The organism is Polaribacter sargassicola, assembly GCF_021991835.1.
Taxonomy (GTDB): domain Bacteria; phylum Bacteroidota; class Bacteroidia; order Flavobacteriales; family Flavobacteriaceae; genus Polaribacter; species Polaribacter sargassicola.
This window is the reverse complement of record NZ_JAHDAU010000013.1, coordinates 1-16,489: the sequence shown is the minus strand read 5'-3', so window position 1 is coordinate 16,489 and position 16,489 is coordinate 1. Positions and strand designations below refer to the sequence as shown.

Genomic DNA, 16,489 nt, shown 5'->3' with positions numbered 1-16,489 from the left:
TTGATGTTTAACTAAGTTAATAGGTTGTCTGTCTAAATTACTTTTAAATATTGCTAAATTTATGAATTTTTATGTTATTATAGCAATACATTATTTTTATGAGGAAGATTATACCTGCCTTTTTACTTCTAATTTTTATAGTTAGCTGTAAAAAAAATATTAAACATAAAACATTAAAAAATAGTAATTTAACTACTTATGTAGATGCCTTTATAGGTACTGGTGGTCATGGGCATACATACCCAGGCGCAACGGTTCCTTTTGGTATGTTACAAGTAAGCCCTGTAAACGGAAGAAGTAGTTGGGATTGGTGCTCTGGTTATCATTATTCTGATTCTATAGCCGTAGGTTTTAGTCATTTAAGTTTAAGTGGAACTGGTATTGGAGACCTAGCAGATATTTTATTTATGCCAATAAATAAAAAAGTAGATTTATCTTTTATGCCAGATTCTAGAGATTCTATATCTTATAAATCATCTTATAGTCATAAAAATGAAAAATCAATTCCAGGATATTATCAAGTTTTTTTAGAAGATCATGATGTTAATGTAGAGTTAACATCAACATTAAGAACTGCTTATCATAAATACACTTTTAAAGAAAATGATACACAATCTTTGGTTGTAGACTTAGGTTTTGGTATCAATTGGGATAAAGCTACAAAGTCTTCTATTAATGTAGAAGATAAATATACCATTAGTGGTTACCGTTATAGTACTGGTTGGGCAAAAAATCAAAAAGTATTTTTTGTTGCAAAGTTTTCTAAACCTATAATAGATCAAGAATTGTTATCAGATAAAAAAGTTTTAGAAGGTAATGTAGTCGAAGGAAAGAAAACTGCAGCACAATTATTTTTTAAGACAGATGATAATAATGAGTTATTGGTAAAAGTTGCACTATCTTCTGTAAGTATTGCAAATGCTAAAGATAACTTAGACACAGATGAGTATAAATTTAATGATGTAAAAATAGAGGCAAATAGTACATGGAATGAGGCTTTGTCTAAAATTAAAGTAGAAACAACAGTAGATTCTTTAAAAACTATTTTTTACACAGCAATGTATCATTCGCAATTAGCACCAGTAACATTTAGTGATAAAAACGGTGAGTTTAGAAAAGAAAACGATAGTATAGAGGTTGCCAAAGATTATTCGGCTTATTCTACCTTGTCTTTATGGGATACTTTTAGAGCAGAACAACCATTACTTACATTGTTAGATCCAGAAAAAGTTTCTGATATTATTAATACAATGTTAGCGTATTATGAGACTAAAAAAATTCTTCCGGTTTGGACGCTTTACGGTAACGAAACAAATACTATGACAGGGTATCATTCTATACCTGTTATTGTAGAAGCTTATTTAAAAGGTATTAGAGGTTTTGATGCAGAAAGAGCATATAAAGCAATGAAAACTACCATGATGCAAAACGAAAGAGGATTAGAATTATATAAAAAGTATGGATATATTCCTTATAATTTATTAGATGAATCTGTAACAATAAGTTTAGAATATGCTTATGATGATTGGTGTGTAGCACAAATGGCTAAGGCTTTAGGTAAAACAGAAGATTATAATTACTTTTTAAATAGATCTAAAGCGTACAAACATTTGTTTGATGCAGAAACTGGTTTTATGAGAGGTAAATCTGATGATAGAAAATCTTGGAATGTGCCTTTTGATCCTAAATATTCTAATCATAGAGAACATACAGATTATACAGAAGGTAATGCTTGGCAACACAGTTGGTTTGTGCCTCATAATGTTGAGAATTTTATTGATTTACATGGTAGTGATGATGTTTTTACAGATAGATTAGAGCAACTTTTTACAGAAAGTTCAGAAATTACAGGTTCTAATACTTCTGCAGATATTTCTGGTTTAATAGGTCAATATGCACATGGTAACGAGCCAAGTCATCATATAGCTTATATGTTTAATACTGCAAATAAACCATGGAGAACGCAATATTGGGTTCGTAATATTTTAGATACACAATACAATACAACACCAAATGGTTTAAGTGGTAATGAAGATTGTGGGCAAATGAGTGCTTGGTATGTTTTAAGTTCTATAGGTTTATATCCTATGAATCCAGCATCAACAGAATATGAAATAGGAAGTCCTATTTTTGATAAGTCAACAATTTCTATTTCAAAAGATAAAGTATTTACTATTGAAGCAGAAAATGTATCATCTAAAAATATTTATATACAATCTGCAACTCTTAACGGACAAGTATTTAATCAATCTTCAATAGCCCATAAAACAATTTTAGAAGGCGGAACACTTCATTTTGTAATGGGAGACACACCAAATAAATCTTGGGGAAATAATAAAAATAACTAATGCATAGTGTAGATTTTATAATAATTGTACTGTATATTCTATTAACTCTAGGAGTTGGTATTTGGATTTCTAAACGTGCATCTAAAGGATTAGATTCTTATTTTTTAGGAGGTAAAAGTATAAAATGGTATTACTTAGGTTTAAGTAATGGGTCTGGTATGTTTGATGTTTCTGGTACTGCCTGGATGGTAGGTTTACTTTTTCTTTACGGAGCAAAAAGTTTCTTATTTATGTGGATGTGGCCAATTTGGAATCAGATCTTTATTATGGTTTTCTTAGCCGTATGGATTAGGAGGTCGAATATAATGACAGGTTCTGAATGGATTTTAACCCGTTTTGGAGACGATAAAGCAGGTAGAGCATCACATTTAATAGTAGCCATTTTTGCAATTGTAGCATCTGTTGGTTTTATAGCTTACTTTTTTGAAGGTGTAGGTAAATTTATGTCTGTTATTTTACCTTGGGACATTACTCTAGCTTTAAACGATGTTGTATTATTAACATCTAGTCAAAGTTATGCGCTAATTATCATCTTTTTAACAACTATTTATACCATAAAAGGAGGTATGTTTTCTGTAGTAGCTACAGAGGTTTTACAATACGGTATTATGGTTTTATCAGGAGTTTTGGTGGCTATTTATGCATTTGTAACTGTTACAGATGTAGAAATTAATAACATTATTTCTACAGAATGGAGTACTATTTTCTTCGGAAATTCTATAGAAGGATCTTGGACGGGAGAACTTACAGCTTTTAATAAACTTGTAGATACACAAGGTTATAAAATGTTTGGTGCTTTTATAGGTATGTGTTTATTTAAAGGATTGTTTGCAAGTATTGCAGGGCCAACACCAAGTTATGATATGCAGAGAATTTTATCAACCAGATCTGTAAAAGAAGCTGCTTATATGAGTGGTTTTACAAACTTAATTTTATTTATACCTCGTTATTTACTTATTGGTGGTATTGTTGTTTTAGCTTTGGTATATTTAGCACCGTCTATGGCAGCTTCTTCAACTTTAAGTTTAGGCGATTTAGAAATAATTTTACCTACAGTAATTAATAACCATGTTCCTGTTGGTATAAAAGGGCTTTTGTTAGCAGGTTTATTGGCGGCATTTATGTCTACTTTTTCTGCGTTTGTAAATTCGGGTCCAGCTTATGTAGTAAATGATATTTATAAAAAATATTATAAATCTAATGAAAAAGAATCTCATTATATAAAAGCTAGTCATTTAACCTCTTTTGTTATTGTAATTTTAGGTGTTATAATGGGCTTTTTCGCAGAATCTATAAATGCAATAACATTATGGATTACAAGTGCACTTTATGGCGGTTATGTGGCATCTAATTTTTTAAAATGGATTTGGTGGCGTTTTAACGGTTGGGGTTATTTCTGGGGAATGACATCAGGATTAATAATAGCAACCTTACAGTTTTTAGTAGATATGAATAAAGATAATTTTGAGGTTGGTTCTTTTTTATATGATTGTGCTCATATAGATGTAATTTATATTTTTCCTATCATATTTTCGGTTTCTTTATTGGGATCTTTTTTAGGAACTTTATTTACGCCAGCCACAAATATAGAAACATTAAAGTCTTTTTATTTTAACGTACGTCCTTGGGGATGGTGGAAACCGGTATTAAACGAACTTAAAAAAGATGATAATACCATCACTAAAAATGGAGATTTTATATCAGATATGCTAAATTGCGTAATTGGTATTATTTGGCAATCAAGTATGATTTTATTGCCTATTTATTTTATGATTAGAGATTATCCAAAAACATTAATGGCATTGTTAGTTTTTGTAATAACCACAATCATACTTAAATTTACATGGTTAGATAAAGTAAAAAAACTTCCAGATACAGAGTAAATAATATAGAAATATCAAAAGATAATAAGAATGAAACAAATACCTTGGCAAGATAAGCCTAGTAACTGTAATGATGTTATGTGGCGTTATAATGAAAATCCTATTATAGATAGATATGATATTCCTTCATCAAACAGTATATTTAATAGTGCTGTAGTGCCTTTTAAAGATGGTTTTGCAGGTGTTTTTCGTTGCGATAATAAAGCAGTGCAAATGAATATTTTTGCAGGTTTTAGTAAAGATGGTATTAATTGGGATATAGAACACGAACCTATTGTGATGCAAGCCGGAAATACCGAAATGATAGAGTCTGATTATAAATACGACCCTCGTGTTGTTTTTATAGAAGATAGATATTGGATTACGTGGTGTAATGGTTATAACGGACCAACAATTGGTATTGGATATACATTCGATTTTAAAGAGTTTTTTCAGTGCGAAAATGCATTTTTACCATTTAACAGAAACGGGGTTTTATTTCCACAAAAAATTAATGGTAAATATGCGATGCTAAGCAGACCTAGTGATAACGGTCATACACCTTTTGGAGATATTTACATTAGCTATAGCCCAGATATGAAATACTGGGGAGAACATCGTTGTGTTATGAAAGCTTCTAATTTTGAAGATAGTGCTTGGCAATGTACCAAAATAGGAGCAGGACCAATTCCTATTTTAACAGACGAAGGTTGGCTTATGATTTATCACGGAGTAATTAATACATGTAACGGATTTAGGTATGCAATGGGATCTGCACTTTTAGATGAAAACGAACCTGATAAGGTAAAATATAGAACGCAACCTTATTTATTAGGACCTGCCGAAACTTATGAACAAGTAGGAGATGTGCCAAATGTAGTTTTTCCTTGTGCTGCTTTACATGATATTAAAGAAGATAAACTAGCAGTATATTATGGTGCTGCAGATACAGTTGTTGCTTTGGCTTTTGGTAAACTTAGTGAAGTTGTAGATTTTACAAAAAATAATAGTTTATAATATACAGAGTATGCAGTTTAAAAATACGTTTTTGAGGTTTGCATTTTGTGGTATAACTGTACTAAGTTTTGCTCAGAATAAAAAAGATATAATTCCAGAAACATATACAGCTTACAAAACATCAGAAAAAATTATTATTGATGGTGAAGACTCTGATGCTGCCTGGAATGCCGTGCAGTGGACAAATCTTTTTATTGATATTGAAGGTGTTAAGCAACCTAAGTATAAGACAGAGGCTAAAATGCTTTGGGACGATACTTATTTTTATATTTTAGCAAAAATAGAAGAACCTCATGTTTGGGGAGATATAAAAGATAGAGATGCTATAATATTTCATAATAACGATTTTGAAGTATTTGTAGACCCCGATGGAGATACACATAATTATTACGAGTTAGAAATAAATGCGTTAAACACACCATGGGATTTATTTATATCTAAGCCATACAGAAATGCAAATGTAGTTTTAAATGATTGGAATATTACCGGTTTAAAATCAGCAGTAAAAGTAAACGGAACACTAAATAATCCAAATGATGTAGATAAAGGTTGGGTTTTAGAAATAGCAATACCATGGGCTGCTTATAAAACAGGTTATTTTCATAAGAATGTACCATCTGATAAGTTTTGGCGTGTTAATTTTTCTCGTGTAAACTGGGATTATCAAATTACAGACGGTAAATACGAAAGAAAAAAAGATGCTAACGGAAAACGCTTACACGAATACAATTGGGTGTGGTCGCCAATGGGAGTTATAAATATGCATGAACCAGAAAAATGGGGTTATGTGTTTTTCTCTTCCCAAGCACCTAAAAAAGACAACAATTTTATAATTCCTAAAGACGATAAAATTAAATGGGAATTATATAAAATGTATCGTATTCAAACGGCGCACTATAAAGAGAACAAAGCCTACTTTACTTCAGTAGAAAAATTAAAAACATCAGAAATTAAAATAGACGGAAAACTAATAGAACCGAAATTAGAAACCCATAGTATGGGATGGAATATATCAGTTAAAAGTCCATTCACAAATAAAATACTAACGGTAAAAGAAGACGGAAAATTTATATCTAAATAACAATCAATATGAAATTAAGAATAGCAATAATTACCCTTGTATTAGGTTTTATGTCTTGCAACAATGCATCAAAACAAAATGCAGTTGTTGATTCTAAAGAGATAACAGAAAAAACTGAAGGAAAATATAAATATTGGAAATGGATTGCTGTAGGAGATAAAGAATCAGAATCTAGTATAGAAAAGAGATTTAGTATTTTAAAAGAAAATGGTATTGATGCTATTTTAATTAATACAAACGCAAATCCTAAAACATTATCTAAGGCAGCACCAATAGCAAATAAGTTAGGTTTAGAGGTGCATGCTTGGATGTTTACTACAAATAGACCAGGAGATTCTATAGCGCAACAGCACCCAGATTGGTATATGGTAAGTCGTAGCGGAAAGTCTTGCTTTGTAAAAGAAGAAAGACCGTATGTTGGGTATTATCAATGGTTATCTCCAAGTCATCCAGAGGCAAGAAAACACATTTTAAGTTTGGTAGAAGGTTTGGCTAAGGTAGAAGGAGTAACAAGTGTACACTTAGATTATATACGTTACCCAGATGTGTATTTACCAATTGGCTTACTTCCAAAATACGATTTAAAACAAGAGGAAGAATTACCAGATTACGATTTCGATTATTCTGATGCGAGTGTAGAGAAGTTTATGGCTCTTCACCATAAAGATCCAAGAAAAATGGAAAACCCTGCGATTGATATTGAATGGAAAAATTTCCGTTTAAATGAAATAAGATCTCTTGTTAACGAAGCATATGAAGTGGTACATAAACACGATAAAAAATTAAGTGCAGCCGTATTTCCTTATCCAGAAATGGCAGACCATATGGTGCGTCAACGTTGGGATAAATGGAATGTAGATATGGTTTTACCAATGATATATTACAACTTTTACAACGAAGAGTTAGATTGGATTGGTTATGCAACCAAACAAGGAGTTCAAGATTTAGAAGGAAAAGCAACCCAACTACATACAGGGTTGTATACACCTAAATTAACGCCAGAAGATTTAAAAAAGGCGATTCAAATGGCAAAAGATAACGGCGCAAATGGAATTGCATTTTTTGATGATGGAAAAATGACAGAAGAGCAATTTAAAATTATTAAAAATTCTAAAGAATAAATACATGACTAAAAGTATTTACATAGCGGTATTAATATTTTGTTGCTATGCCTGTAAAAAAGAAAAGCAAGTTGAAGTAGAAGTTAAACCTGATGCATTAACATCGTTTGTAAATACTTTTATCGGTACAGATGGTCCTGGAAATACATATCCAGGAGCAACGGTTCCTTTCGGAATGGTGCAATTAAGTCCAGATCATGGTATTCCGGGTTGGGACAGAATTGCAGGTTATTTTTATCAAGACTCTATAATTTCTGGTTTTTCACATACACATTTAAGCGGTACAGGAGCTGGAGATATGTATGATATTTTGGTAATGCCAACCAATAGTAGATCATCAAAAAAAATAAAAGAGAATAGTTATAAACCGTTTTCTAGTTTTTCGCATGATAGCGAAACATCTTCACCAGGTTATTATAGTGTTATGTTATCTGATTTTGGTATAAAAGCAGAAGTTACAGCAACAAGAAGAACAGGTGTTCATCAATATACTTTTCCTAAAGATAGCCTATCTCAAATTCATGTAGATTTAGGCTATTCTTTAAATTGGGATAAACCAACAGAAACTTATTTCAAAGTTGTTGATGATAAAACAATAGAAGGTTACAGAATGTCTAAAGGTTGGGCAAGAGACCAACGTTTATTTTTTGTAATAAACCTGTCTAAACCTTTTAAATCTTATACATTGTTAAGTGATGGAGAGAAGGTAACATCACCTGTAAAAGGCGTAAATACAAAATTGATACTTGATTTTAGTACTGTAGAAAATGAGAAAATTGTTTTAAAAACAGGTCTATCTACAGGTAGTATTGATGGTGCTTATAAATCTTTAAAAGCAGAAGCTGCTGGTTTTAATTTTGAAGAAATAAAAGCAAAAGCCGATGCTGTTTGGAATGCTCAATTACAAAAAATAAAGATTGAAACGAATGATATAGAAAAGAAAACAATTTTCTATACTATGATGTATCAATCTATGTTAGCTCCAACACTTTTAAGTGATTTAAATGGCGATTATAAAGGTGCAAACGATAGTATTATGAATGCTAAAGATTATGATCGTTACGATACATTTTCTTTATGGGATACATACAGAGCGGCTCATCCTTTACATACTATTTTACATCCAGAACGAGTATCTGATATGATAAATTCTCTTTTGGCACATTATAAAGAAACAGGTTTATTGCCTGTTTGGTCTATGCAAGGTAACGAAACCAATATGATGATTGGTTACCATGCAGTGCCAGTAATAGTAGATGCCTATTTTAAAGGAATTGAAAATTTTGATGCAGAATTAGCTTTTGAAGCATGTAAACAAAGTGCGATAGATAAAAACAGACAAATTGATGATTACATGAAATATGGTTTTGTACCTATTGATGGTCATCACGAAAATTGGTCGGTTTCTAAAACACTAGAATACGCTTATGATGATTGGTGTATTGCACAGTTTGCGAAAGATTTAGGAAAAGAAAACGATTATAAATATTTTTCTGAACGAGCAAACAATTGGAAAAATGTTTACGATTCTAAAAGTACTTTTATGCGTCCTAAATATAAAAATGGTAAATTTATAGAACACTTTATTCCTAAAGAATACACATCATATTTTTGTGAAAGTAATGCTTGGCAATACTTTTGGTCGGTTCCGCAAGATGTAGAAGGTCTAATAAAACAAGTTGGTGGTAATGAGGTTTTTGAAAAAAAATTAGATTCAATGTTTACTTACAGTCCGTTTCCTAGCGATAAATTACCTATTTTTAGCACAGGAATGATTGGGCAATATGCACATGGTAACGAGCCAAGTCATCATGTTGGATATTTGTATAACTATATTGGTAAACCATGGAAAACACAAGAAAGGGTTAGAGAAATATTAGAAACACAATATAAAAATGCACCAAACGGCCATTGTGGTAATGAAGATTGCGGGCAGATGTCTTCTTGGTATATTTTTAGTAGTTTAGGTTTTTATCCTGTTAATCCTGCGCAAGGTGTTTATAGTTTTGGGTTTCCTTTATTTGATAGAGCAGAGTTAAATTTAGAAAACGGAAATACTTTTATAGTAGAATCCGTAAATAACAATTCCTCTAACAAGTACATTCAAAAAGTAGTTTTAAACGGTGTAGAATTAAATAAAAATTACATCACACATAAAGAAATTATTAAAGGAGGTAAACTAGAGTTTTTTATGGGAGAAAAACCAAATGAAGATAAAAATTTTTTAATAGCACTTTCATCCGAAGTATTTAAATAAACAATTTTATGAGTAGTAGAAGAAAATTTATAAAAAAAGCAGCATTAGGTTCTGTTGCAATTAGCTCTTTATATACTTACGCCAACAAATCAAATAAAGAGGATGCATCAACAAATGATGTTCTAACTACTAATATCAAAAAAAAGCCAATTATTATTTCTACATGGAGACATGGTTTGGCAGCAAATGAAGAAGCTTGGAAAGAATTAAAAAATAATAAACCAGCTTTAGATGCTATTGTATCTGGTGTTGGTATTCCAGAGGCAGACCCAAATGTACGAAGCGTAGGTTATGGTGGTTTACCAGATAGAGAAGGTAAAGTAACATTAGATGCTTGTATTATGGATAAGAATAGCGATTGTGGTTCGGTTTCATTTTTACAAGGTATAAAACACCCAATAGCAGTAGCAAAAAAAGTTTTAGAAGAAACGCCACATGTAATGCTTACAGGAAAAGGAGCATTGCAATTTGCATTAGAAAAAGGTTTTAAAGAAGAAAATTTATTAACTGAAAAATCTAAACAATCTTGGATAAAATGGTTAGAAAAATCTAAATATAAACCTGTAATAAATATTGAGAACCACGATACAATAAGTATGTTGGTTTTAGATGAAGATGGTAATCTTTATGGTGGTTGTACAACAAGTGGAGCTGCGTGGAAATTGCATGGTAGAGTGGGAGATTCACCAATTATAGGAGCTGGTCTTTTTTTAGATAATGAAGTAGGTGCAGCTGCCGCAACAGGTTTAGGAGAAGCTGTAATAAGAACAGCAGGAAGCGCAATGGTTGTAGAGTTAATGAGGCAAGGGAAATCGCCGACAGAAGCTTGTAAAGAAATTGTAGAGCGTATTTATAAAAAGCACTTAAACCATAAAGATATGGCTTATTTACAAGTTGGTTTTATTGCTGTAAATAAACAAGGTGAGTATGGTGGTTATAGTATTAGACCAGGTTTTAATTATGCTGTTTACGATGATGAAAAAGGTAATCGTATGGAAAAAGCCGCTTCTAAAATAGTAAGAAAATAAGATTTTTTTGATGATGAAAAAAAAGATTTATCTATACCTTTTATTAGTTTTTGTCATAATAATCAATGCTTGTAAAGAAAAATCAACAAAAATTTTTTCAGAATCAGATATTACTATTATACCTAAGGTTAATAGTTTAAAAATTAATCCAGGAGTTTTTAAGTTTGATAAAAATACTGTTTTTGTTACTTCTAAAAAAGAGCAAATAACTGCAGCAAGTGTTTTAATAGATAAATTTAAGAATGCAACAGGTTGGGCTTTAAAGACTGTAGAAAAATTACCAACATCAAATTATATTCTTTTTAAAAGTGATGAGAAACTACTTCCAGAAACTTATACTTTAACTATTAAAGAAAAGCATATAAATATTACAGCATCAGATAATGCAGGTTTTCTTTATGCAATACAAAGTCTTAGACAGCTATTACCAATTGAAATAGAAAGTAAAAAAAAAGTAGAAGATATTGTATGGCAAGTACCTAATGTAGAAATAAAAGATGGACCAAGATTTAAGTGGCGTGGATTAATGTTAGATTTATCTCGTCATTTTTTTGATAAAGAATACATAAAAGAAACCATTGATGCATTATCTATGCATAAGATGAATATACTTCACCTTCATTTAGTAGATGATCAAGGATGGCGTATAGAGATAAAAAAATATCCAAAACTAACAGAAGTTGGTGCTTGGAGAGTAGATCAAGAATCTACTCCTTGGAATTCTAGAAAAGATAATAATCCAAAAGAAAAAGGTACCTACGGTGGTTTTTTAACACAAGAAGATTTAAAAGAAATTGTAGCTTATGCATCTTTAAAAGGTGTTGAGGTTGTACCAGAAATAGAAATGCCAGCGCACGTAACTAGTGCTATAGCTGCGTATCCAGAATTATCATGCTTATCAGAACCTGTAGCAGTTCCTTCTGGTGCTATATGGCCAATAACAGATATTTATTGTGCAGGAAAAGAAAGTACATTTCAGTTTTTAGAAAATGTTTTATCAGAAGTAATAGAAATTTTTCCATCTAAATATATTCATATTGGAGGTGATGAGGCAACTAAAACCAATTGGATTGAGTGTCTGCATTGTAAAAAAAGAATTAAAGAAGAAGGTCTAAAAAATGTAGATGAACTGCAGAGTTATTTTATTAAGCGAATGGAAAAGTTTATTAACTCTAAAGGAAAAAAAATAATTGGTTGGGATGAAATTTTAGAAGGAGGTTTAGCACCAGATGCTACTGTAATGAGTTGGCGTGGTGTAAAAGGAGGTGTAGAAGCTGCTAAGCATGGTAATGATGCAATAATGACGCCTGTATCTCATTCTTATTTTGATTATTATCAAGGGCCGCCAGAATTAGAACCTATAGCAGGCGGTAGTGTGTTGTCTGTTAGTAAGGTGTATACTTTTGATCCTGTTGTAGAAGAATTAACAGAACAAGAAGCGCAACATATTTTAGGAGGACAAGCAAATCTTTGGGCAGAACATATTTCTACAGAAGAGCATTCTCAATACATGATTTTTCCTAGATTAACAGCTTTATCAGAAACAGTTTGGAGTACAAAATCTTCTAGAAATTGGGATGATTTTTCTAAACGATTAAAAGTAATGTTAAAAAGATATGAGACTTTAGATATTAATTTTGCAAAAAGTACTTTTATCATTGGTTCTAAAGCAACAACCGATAATCAAAATAAAACAATAGCATTAACGTTATATAATGAATATAAAGATTCTGATATTAGATATGCTTTAAATGAAGAGGGACTTAATAAGAATTCAACAAAGTTTGATAAACCAATTATTTTAAAAGAAACTACCTCAATAAAAGCTTCTTTATTCGAAAATAATTTACCAGTAGGTAACGTTTTTACAGATACTATTGTGTTTCATAAAGCGGTTTCTAGTATAATTGATTACCAAACAAGTTACCACGAGAGGCATAAAGGTTCAGAAAAATTTAATTTAGTTAATACATTAAGAGGTAGTAAAAATTTTAGAGATGGTCGTTGGCAAGCTTGGTTAAATAAAGACGTAGATATTGTTATTGATTTAGAAGCAGAAAAAACAATTAAAGAAGTTGTAATTGGTAGTATGCAAAATCAAAAAAATGGAATATTTTATCCAGCTAAAATTAATATTCTAACTTCTACAGACGGAAAAAAGTTTACAGAAATACAGTCTTTAACTAAAGAGTTTAAAGAAAATAACCAGTCAGAACTTAAAGATTTTAAATTAGAATTTAAACCACATAAAGTAAAGTTTATAAAGTTAAAAGTTAATCTTTTAAAAAATAACAAAAATCGTAATGAAGTTTGGTTTTTTATGGATGAGATATTAGTTAATTAAAATATTTAGATGAGAGTTAAGCTTTGTATATTATTTCTTTTAGGAAATCAGTTAATTATTAATGCACAACAATTAGTAGATTATGTAAATCCATTTATTGGAACATCTAATTTTGGCGCTACAAATCCTGGGGCAATTGCACCAAGAGGTATGGTTAGTGTTTCTCCTTTTAATGTTTCTGGTAAACAAAATTCTTTAGAAAAAGATAGCAGGTGGTTGTCTAATCCATATGTAAACGAAAATACTTTTTTAACAGGCTTTTCTCATGTAAATTTAAGTGGAGTTGGTTGTCCGGATTTAGGTGTAATATTATTTATGCCAACAACAGGAGCTTTAGAAACAAACCATTTAAAATATGGTAGTACTTATACAAATGAAATTGCTAAAGCAGGATATTACAGTACTATTTTAAAAAAATATAACATAAAAGTAGAAACTACTGCAACAACAAGAACAGGCGTTTCTAAATATACATTTCCTAAAGGAGAATCTAATATATTATTAAATTTAGGTTTGGGTTTAACCAATGAACAAGGAGCATCTGTAAAAGTGGTTTCTTCTACCGAAATAGAAGGAGTTAGAACTGTAGGTTCTTTTTGTTATTACAAACCAGAAGAAGCTTATCCTGTATATTTTGTAGCAAAATTTAGTAAACCTGCAGATGATTTTGGAGTTTGGAAAAAAACAAGAAAATACAAAGGAGTAGAAGCTAAATGGATGCCTTACAATGGTAAAACTAGAATAAAAAAAGGGTATAAAAAAGAAGTTATAGGAGATAGTATTGGTACTTATTTTAAATACAATTTTTTAAAACCCACAGAGGTAGAAGTTAAAGTTGGTGTTTCTTACGTAAGTATAGAAAATGCAAGAGAAAACTTAGAAAAAGAAACACAAAATTTGTCTTTTAATGATATTTATAAGTCTACATCTTTTGAGTGGAACTCGCTTTTATCAAAAATAAAAGTAGAAGGAGGTACAAAAGATGATAAAACAATTTTTTACACAGCATTGTATCATACTTTAATTCATCCTAATACATTAAATGATTTTAATGGAGAATATCCAGGTATGACAACTCGTCAAACATTAAAAACAGAAGGAACCCGTTTTACAGTGTTTTCTTTTTGGGATACTTACAGAAATTTACATTCATTAATGTCTTTAGTGTATCCTAAACAGCAATCTAACATGGTAAAAAGTATGTTAGATATTTATGATGAAAGTGGTTGGTTGCCTAAATGGGAACTAAATTCTACAGAAACAACCACAATGGTTGGTGATCCAGCAGGAATTGTTTTAACAGACACTTACTTAAAAGGGATTAAAGATTTTGATATAGAAAAAGCATACAATGCTATGCATAAAAGTGCTACAGTTTTAGAAAATAATCCATTAAGGCCAGGCATAAATGAGTATGTTAAAACAGGATATTTAACAACAAAAAATATTGGTTCTGTATCTACAACTCAAGAATATAATATAGGTGATTATTCTATTGCGTTATTAGCAAAATCTTTAGGTAAAAAAGAAGATTATAAAAGATTTTTAAAACAGTCTTTAACTTATAGAAATTTATTTGATAAAGATTTAAAACTATTAAGACCTAAAAATCCTGATGGTTCTTGGTATGAGCCTTTTAATCCGTTAAAAGGTGCTGATTTTGAAAAGAGTATTGGTTTTATAGAAGGTAATGCTTGGCAGTATGCTTTTATGGTTTCTCATGATATTAGAGGATTGATAAAATTAATGGGCGGAAAAAAATCATTTATCAATCAGTTACAAAAAGTATTTGATAAAGATCAATTTGATATGGCAAATGAGCCAGATATAGGTTATCCTTTTTTGTTTAATTATGTAAAAGGAGAAGAGTGGAGAAGTCAACAAAAAGTTAAAGAGTTAATTTCTAAATACTTTAAAAACAGTCCAGATGGATTACCTGGTAATGATGATACAGGAACAATGTCTGCATGGTTAATTTATAGTATGATGGGTATTTACCCAATTTCTCCAGGAGAACCTTTTTACACAATTACAACTCCAGTTTTTGATAAAGTAACCATAGAATTAGATAAAGATTATTATACTGGTAACCAATTAATAATTACTAAAACAGGTAATAAAAAAGATGGTTTTATAAATAAAATTAAAGTTAACAATAAAATACACAAAGAATATTTTATAGACCATAAAGATTTGGTAAATGGTGCAACTTTAAATATTATACTAAAAGAATAATAATGCTATTTTAACTGAATTGGCATTGTCTTTATGTAATTTCTATACATTTTAATAACTTTTTACTTTTAATTTATTAGATATTAATGTTTTTTTTCTAATAAATACACTAATGTTTGTTTAGTAATCTTCTAACTTTTTTATTTTGAGAAGAGTATAAAAAATAATTTATTTTAAATTTTGCGAATATTTAAAAGAATTAGTTTTATTTTAATGAAATATCTAAAAATTAAAAAAAATAATTCAACTATTGGCTCGTTTCTTAAGATATTACTTTTAAAAAAATAAAGAACCAACATCTTTTCAGGATTGTTATTGGTCGAACAAATTTTAATATGTATTCTTTTGTTGGTTTTTTTATGTAAAATTAGTCTTAGAATATTTTTACTCTAGAAATGTCTTAATCTTTTTATTAAATAAATGATTAAAAAAAGAAACAGAACTTTCTAATATTAAAGATAACTTTTGGCTGATAACTAATATTTAAATCAAAAAATAAAATAAAATGTTAAAGAGTAAAATAGATATTGCTACTGGATTTGAAAAGCGATTTGAGAACGTTGGTACCATAGTTTATTCAGATTCTACTTCTGCCTCACAGTCTATCGCTCAAGAGATAGCAAGTTTAATAAAGGTAAAACAGTCTCAAAAACAACCATGTATTTTAGGTTTAGCTACAGGTTCATCACCAAAAGGCTTGTATGCAGAATTAGTGCGTTTGCACAAAGAAGAAGGTTTAAGTTTTAAGAATGTTGTTTCTTTTAATTTAGATGAATACTATCCAATGGAGCCAGATTCTGTAAATAGTTACGTTCGTTTTATGCAAGAACAATTGTTTAATCATGTAGATATTTTACCAGAAAACTGTTTTGTACCAGACGGTACCTTACCAAAAGATAAGATTAGAGAATATTGTAGCGATTACGAAGCAAAAATAGAAGCTTTAGGAGGCATCGATTTACAGATTTTAGGAATTGGAGGAAACGGACATATTGGTTTTAATGAATCTGGATCATTACAAAATTCAAAAACAAGATTAGTAGCTTTAGATCACATAACAAGAGTTGCAGCAAGTGGAGATTTTTCTGGTTTAGAAAATACGCCAAGAACAGCAATAACATTAGGAGTAAAGAAAATAATGGAAGCCAAGAGAGTCATTTTAATGGCTTGGGGAGAAAGCAAATCTAATATTATAA

The 16,489-nt window shown here is 30.3% G+C and carries 10 protein-coding genes; all 10 read left to right on the top strand.

Annotated features, from left to right (window positions below; translation table 11 throughout):
• Positions 1 to 98: 98 nt before the first annotated feature.
• On the top strand, positions 99 to 2,348 hold the full coding sequence (locus KI686_RS15115; protein WP_237590173.1) for a GH92 family glycosyl hydrolase: 2,250 nt from the start codon (positions 99 to 101) through the stop codon (positions 2,346 to 2,348).
• Positions 2,348 to 4,231: a sodium:solute symporter family protein gene (locus KI686_RS15110; RefSeq protein ID WP_237590172.1), complete on the top strand. Its 1,884-nt coding sequence runs from the start codon at positions 2,348 to 2,350 to the stop codon at positions 4,229 to 4,231. Before KI686_RS15115 ends, KI686_RS15110 begins: the two co-directional genes overlap by 1 nt.
• 30 nt (positions 4,232 to 4,261) lie before the next feature.
• Positions 4,262 to 5,227 carry a glycoside hydrolase family 130 protein gene (locus KI686_RS15105; RefSeq protein ID WP_262914011.1) on the top strand — a complete coding sequence of 322 codons (966 nt, stop codon included), beginning with the start codon at positions 4,262 to 4,264 and terminating at the stop codon, positions 5,225 to 5,227.
• 31 nt (positions 5,228 to 5,258) lie between these two features.
• Positions 5,259 to 6,308: a carbohydrate-binding family 9-like protein gene (locus tag KI686_RS15100; RefSeq protein ID WP_306665759.1), complete on the top strand. Its 1,050-nt coding sequence runs from the start codon at positions 5,259 to 5,261 to the stop codon at positions 6,306 to 6,308.
• Between the two features lie 8 nt (positions 6,309 to 6,316).
• The gene (locus KI686_RS15095; protein ID WP_237590170.1) at positions 6,317 to 7,429 is read left to right on the top strand and encodes a family 10 glycosylhydrolase; all 1,113 of its coding nucleotides are present in this window, start codon (positions 6,317 to 6,319) and stop codon (positions 7,427 to 7,429) included.
• Positions 7,430 to 7,433: 4 nt separating this feature from the next.
• Positions 7,434 to 9,686 carry a GH92 family glycosyl hydrolase gene (locus KI686_RS15090; RefSeq protein ID WP_237590169.1) on the top strand — a complete coding sequence of 751 codons (2,253 nt, stop codon included), beginning with the start codon at positions 7,434 to 7,436 and terminating at the stop codon, positions 9,684 to 9,686.
• Positions 9,687 to 9,694: 8 nt separating this feature from the next.
• Entirely contained in the window at positions 9,695 to 10,714 is a 1,020-nt protein-coding gene (locus tag KI686_RS15085) for a glycosylasparaginase (RefSeq protein ID WP_237590168.1), read from the top strand.
• A gap of 13 nt (positions 10,715 to 10,727) precedes the next feature.
• Positions 10,728 to 13,058: a glycoside hydrolase family 20 protein gene (locus tag KI686_RS15080; protein ID WP_237590167.1), complete on the top strand. Its 2,331-nt coding sequence runs from the start codon at positions 10,728 to 10,730 to the stop codon at positions 13,056 to 13,058.
• Positions 13,059 to 13,067: 9 nt separating this feature from the next.
• Positions 13,068 to 15,293 (top strand): GH92 family glycosyl hydrolase, encoded by a 2,226-nt coding sequence (locus KI686_RS15075; RefSeq protein WP_237590166.1) that lies wholly within the window; start codon positions 13,068 to 13,070, stop codon positions 15,291 to 15,293.
• Positions 15,294 to 15,798: 505 nt separating this feature from the next.
• The coding region (locus KI686_RS15070; protein WP_237590165.1) for a 6-phosphogluconolactonase at positions 15,799 to 16,489 on the top strand (691 nt) is incomplete at its 3' end.

Excerpts from the sequence above, each read along its gene's own strand:
- KI686_RS15110 (WP_237590172.1), top strand. The coding sequence starts at position 2,348 with ATGCATAGTGTAGATTTTATAATAATTGTACTGTATATTCTATTAACT.
- KI686_RS15105 (WP_262914011.1), top strand. The coding sequence starts at position 4,262 with ATGAAACAAATACCTTGGCAAGATAAGCCTAGTAACTGTAATGATGTT.
- KI686_RS15090 (WP_237590169.1), top strand. The coding sequence starts at position 7,434 with ATGACTAAAAGTATTTACATAGCGGTATTAATATTTTGTTGCTATGCC.
- KI686_RS15075 (WP_237590166.1), top strand. The coding sequence starts at position 13,068 with ATGAGAGTTAAGCTTTGTATATTATTTCTTTTAGGAAATCAGTTAATT.
- KI686_RS15085 (WP_237590168.1), top strand. The coding sequence starts at position 9,695 with ATGAGTAGTAGAAGAAAATTTATAAAAAAAGCAGCATTAGGTTCTGTT.
- KI686_RS15080 (WP_237590167.1), top strand. The coding sequence starts at position 10,728 with ATGAAAAAAAAGATTTATCTATACCTTTTATTAGTTTTTGTCATAATA.
- KI686_RS15095 (WP_237590170.1), top strand. The coding sequence starts at position 6,317 with ATGAAATTAAGAATAGCAATAATTACCCTTGTATTAGGTTTTATGTCT.
- KI686_RS15115 (WP_237590173.1), top strand. The coding sequence starts at position 99 with ATGAGGAAGATTATACCTGCCTTTTTACTTCTAATTTTTATAGTTAGC.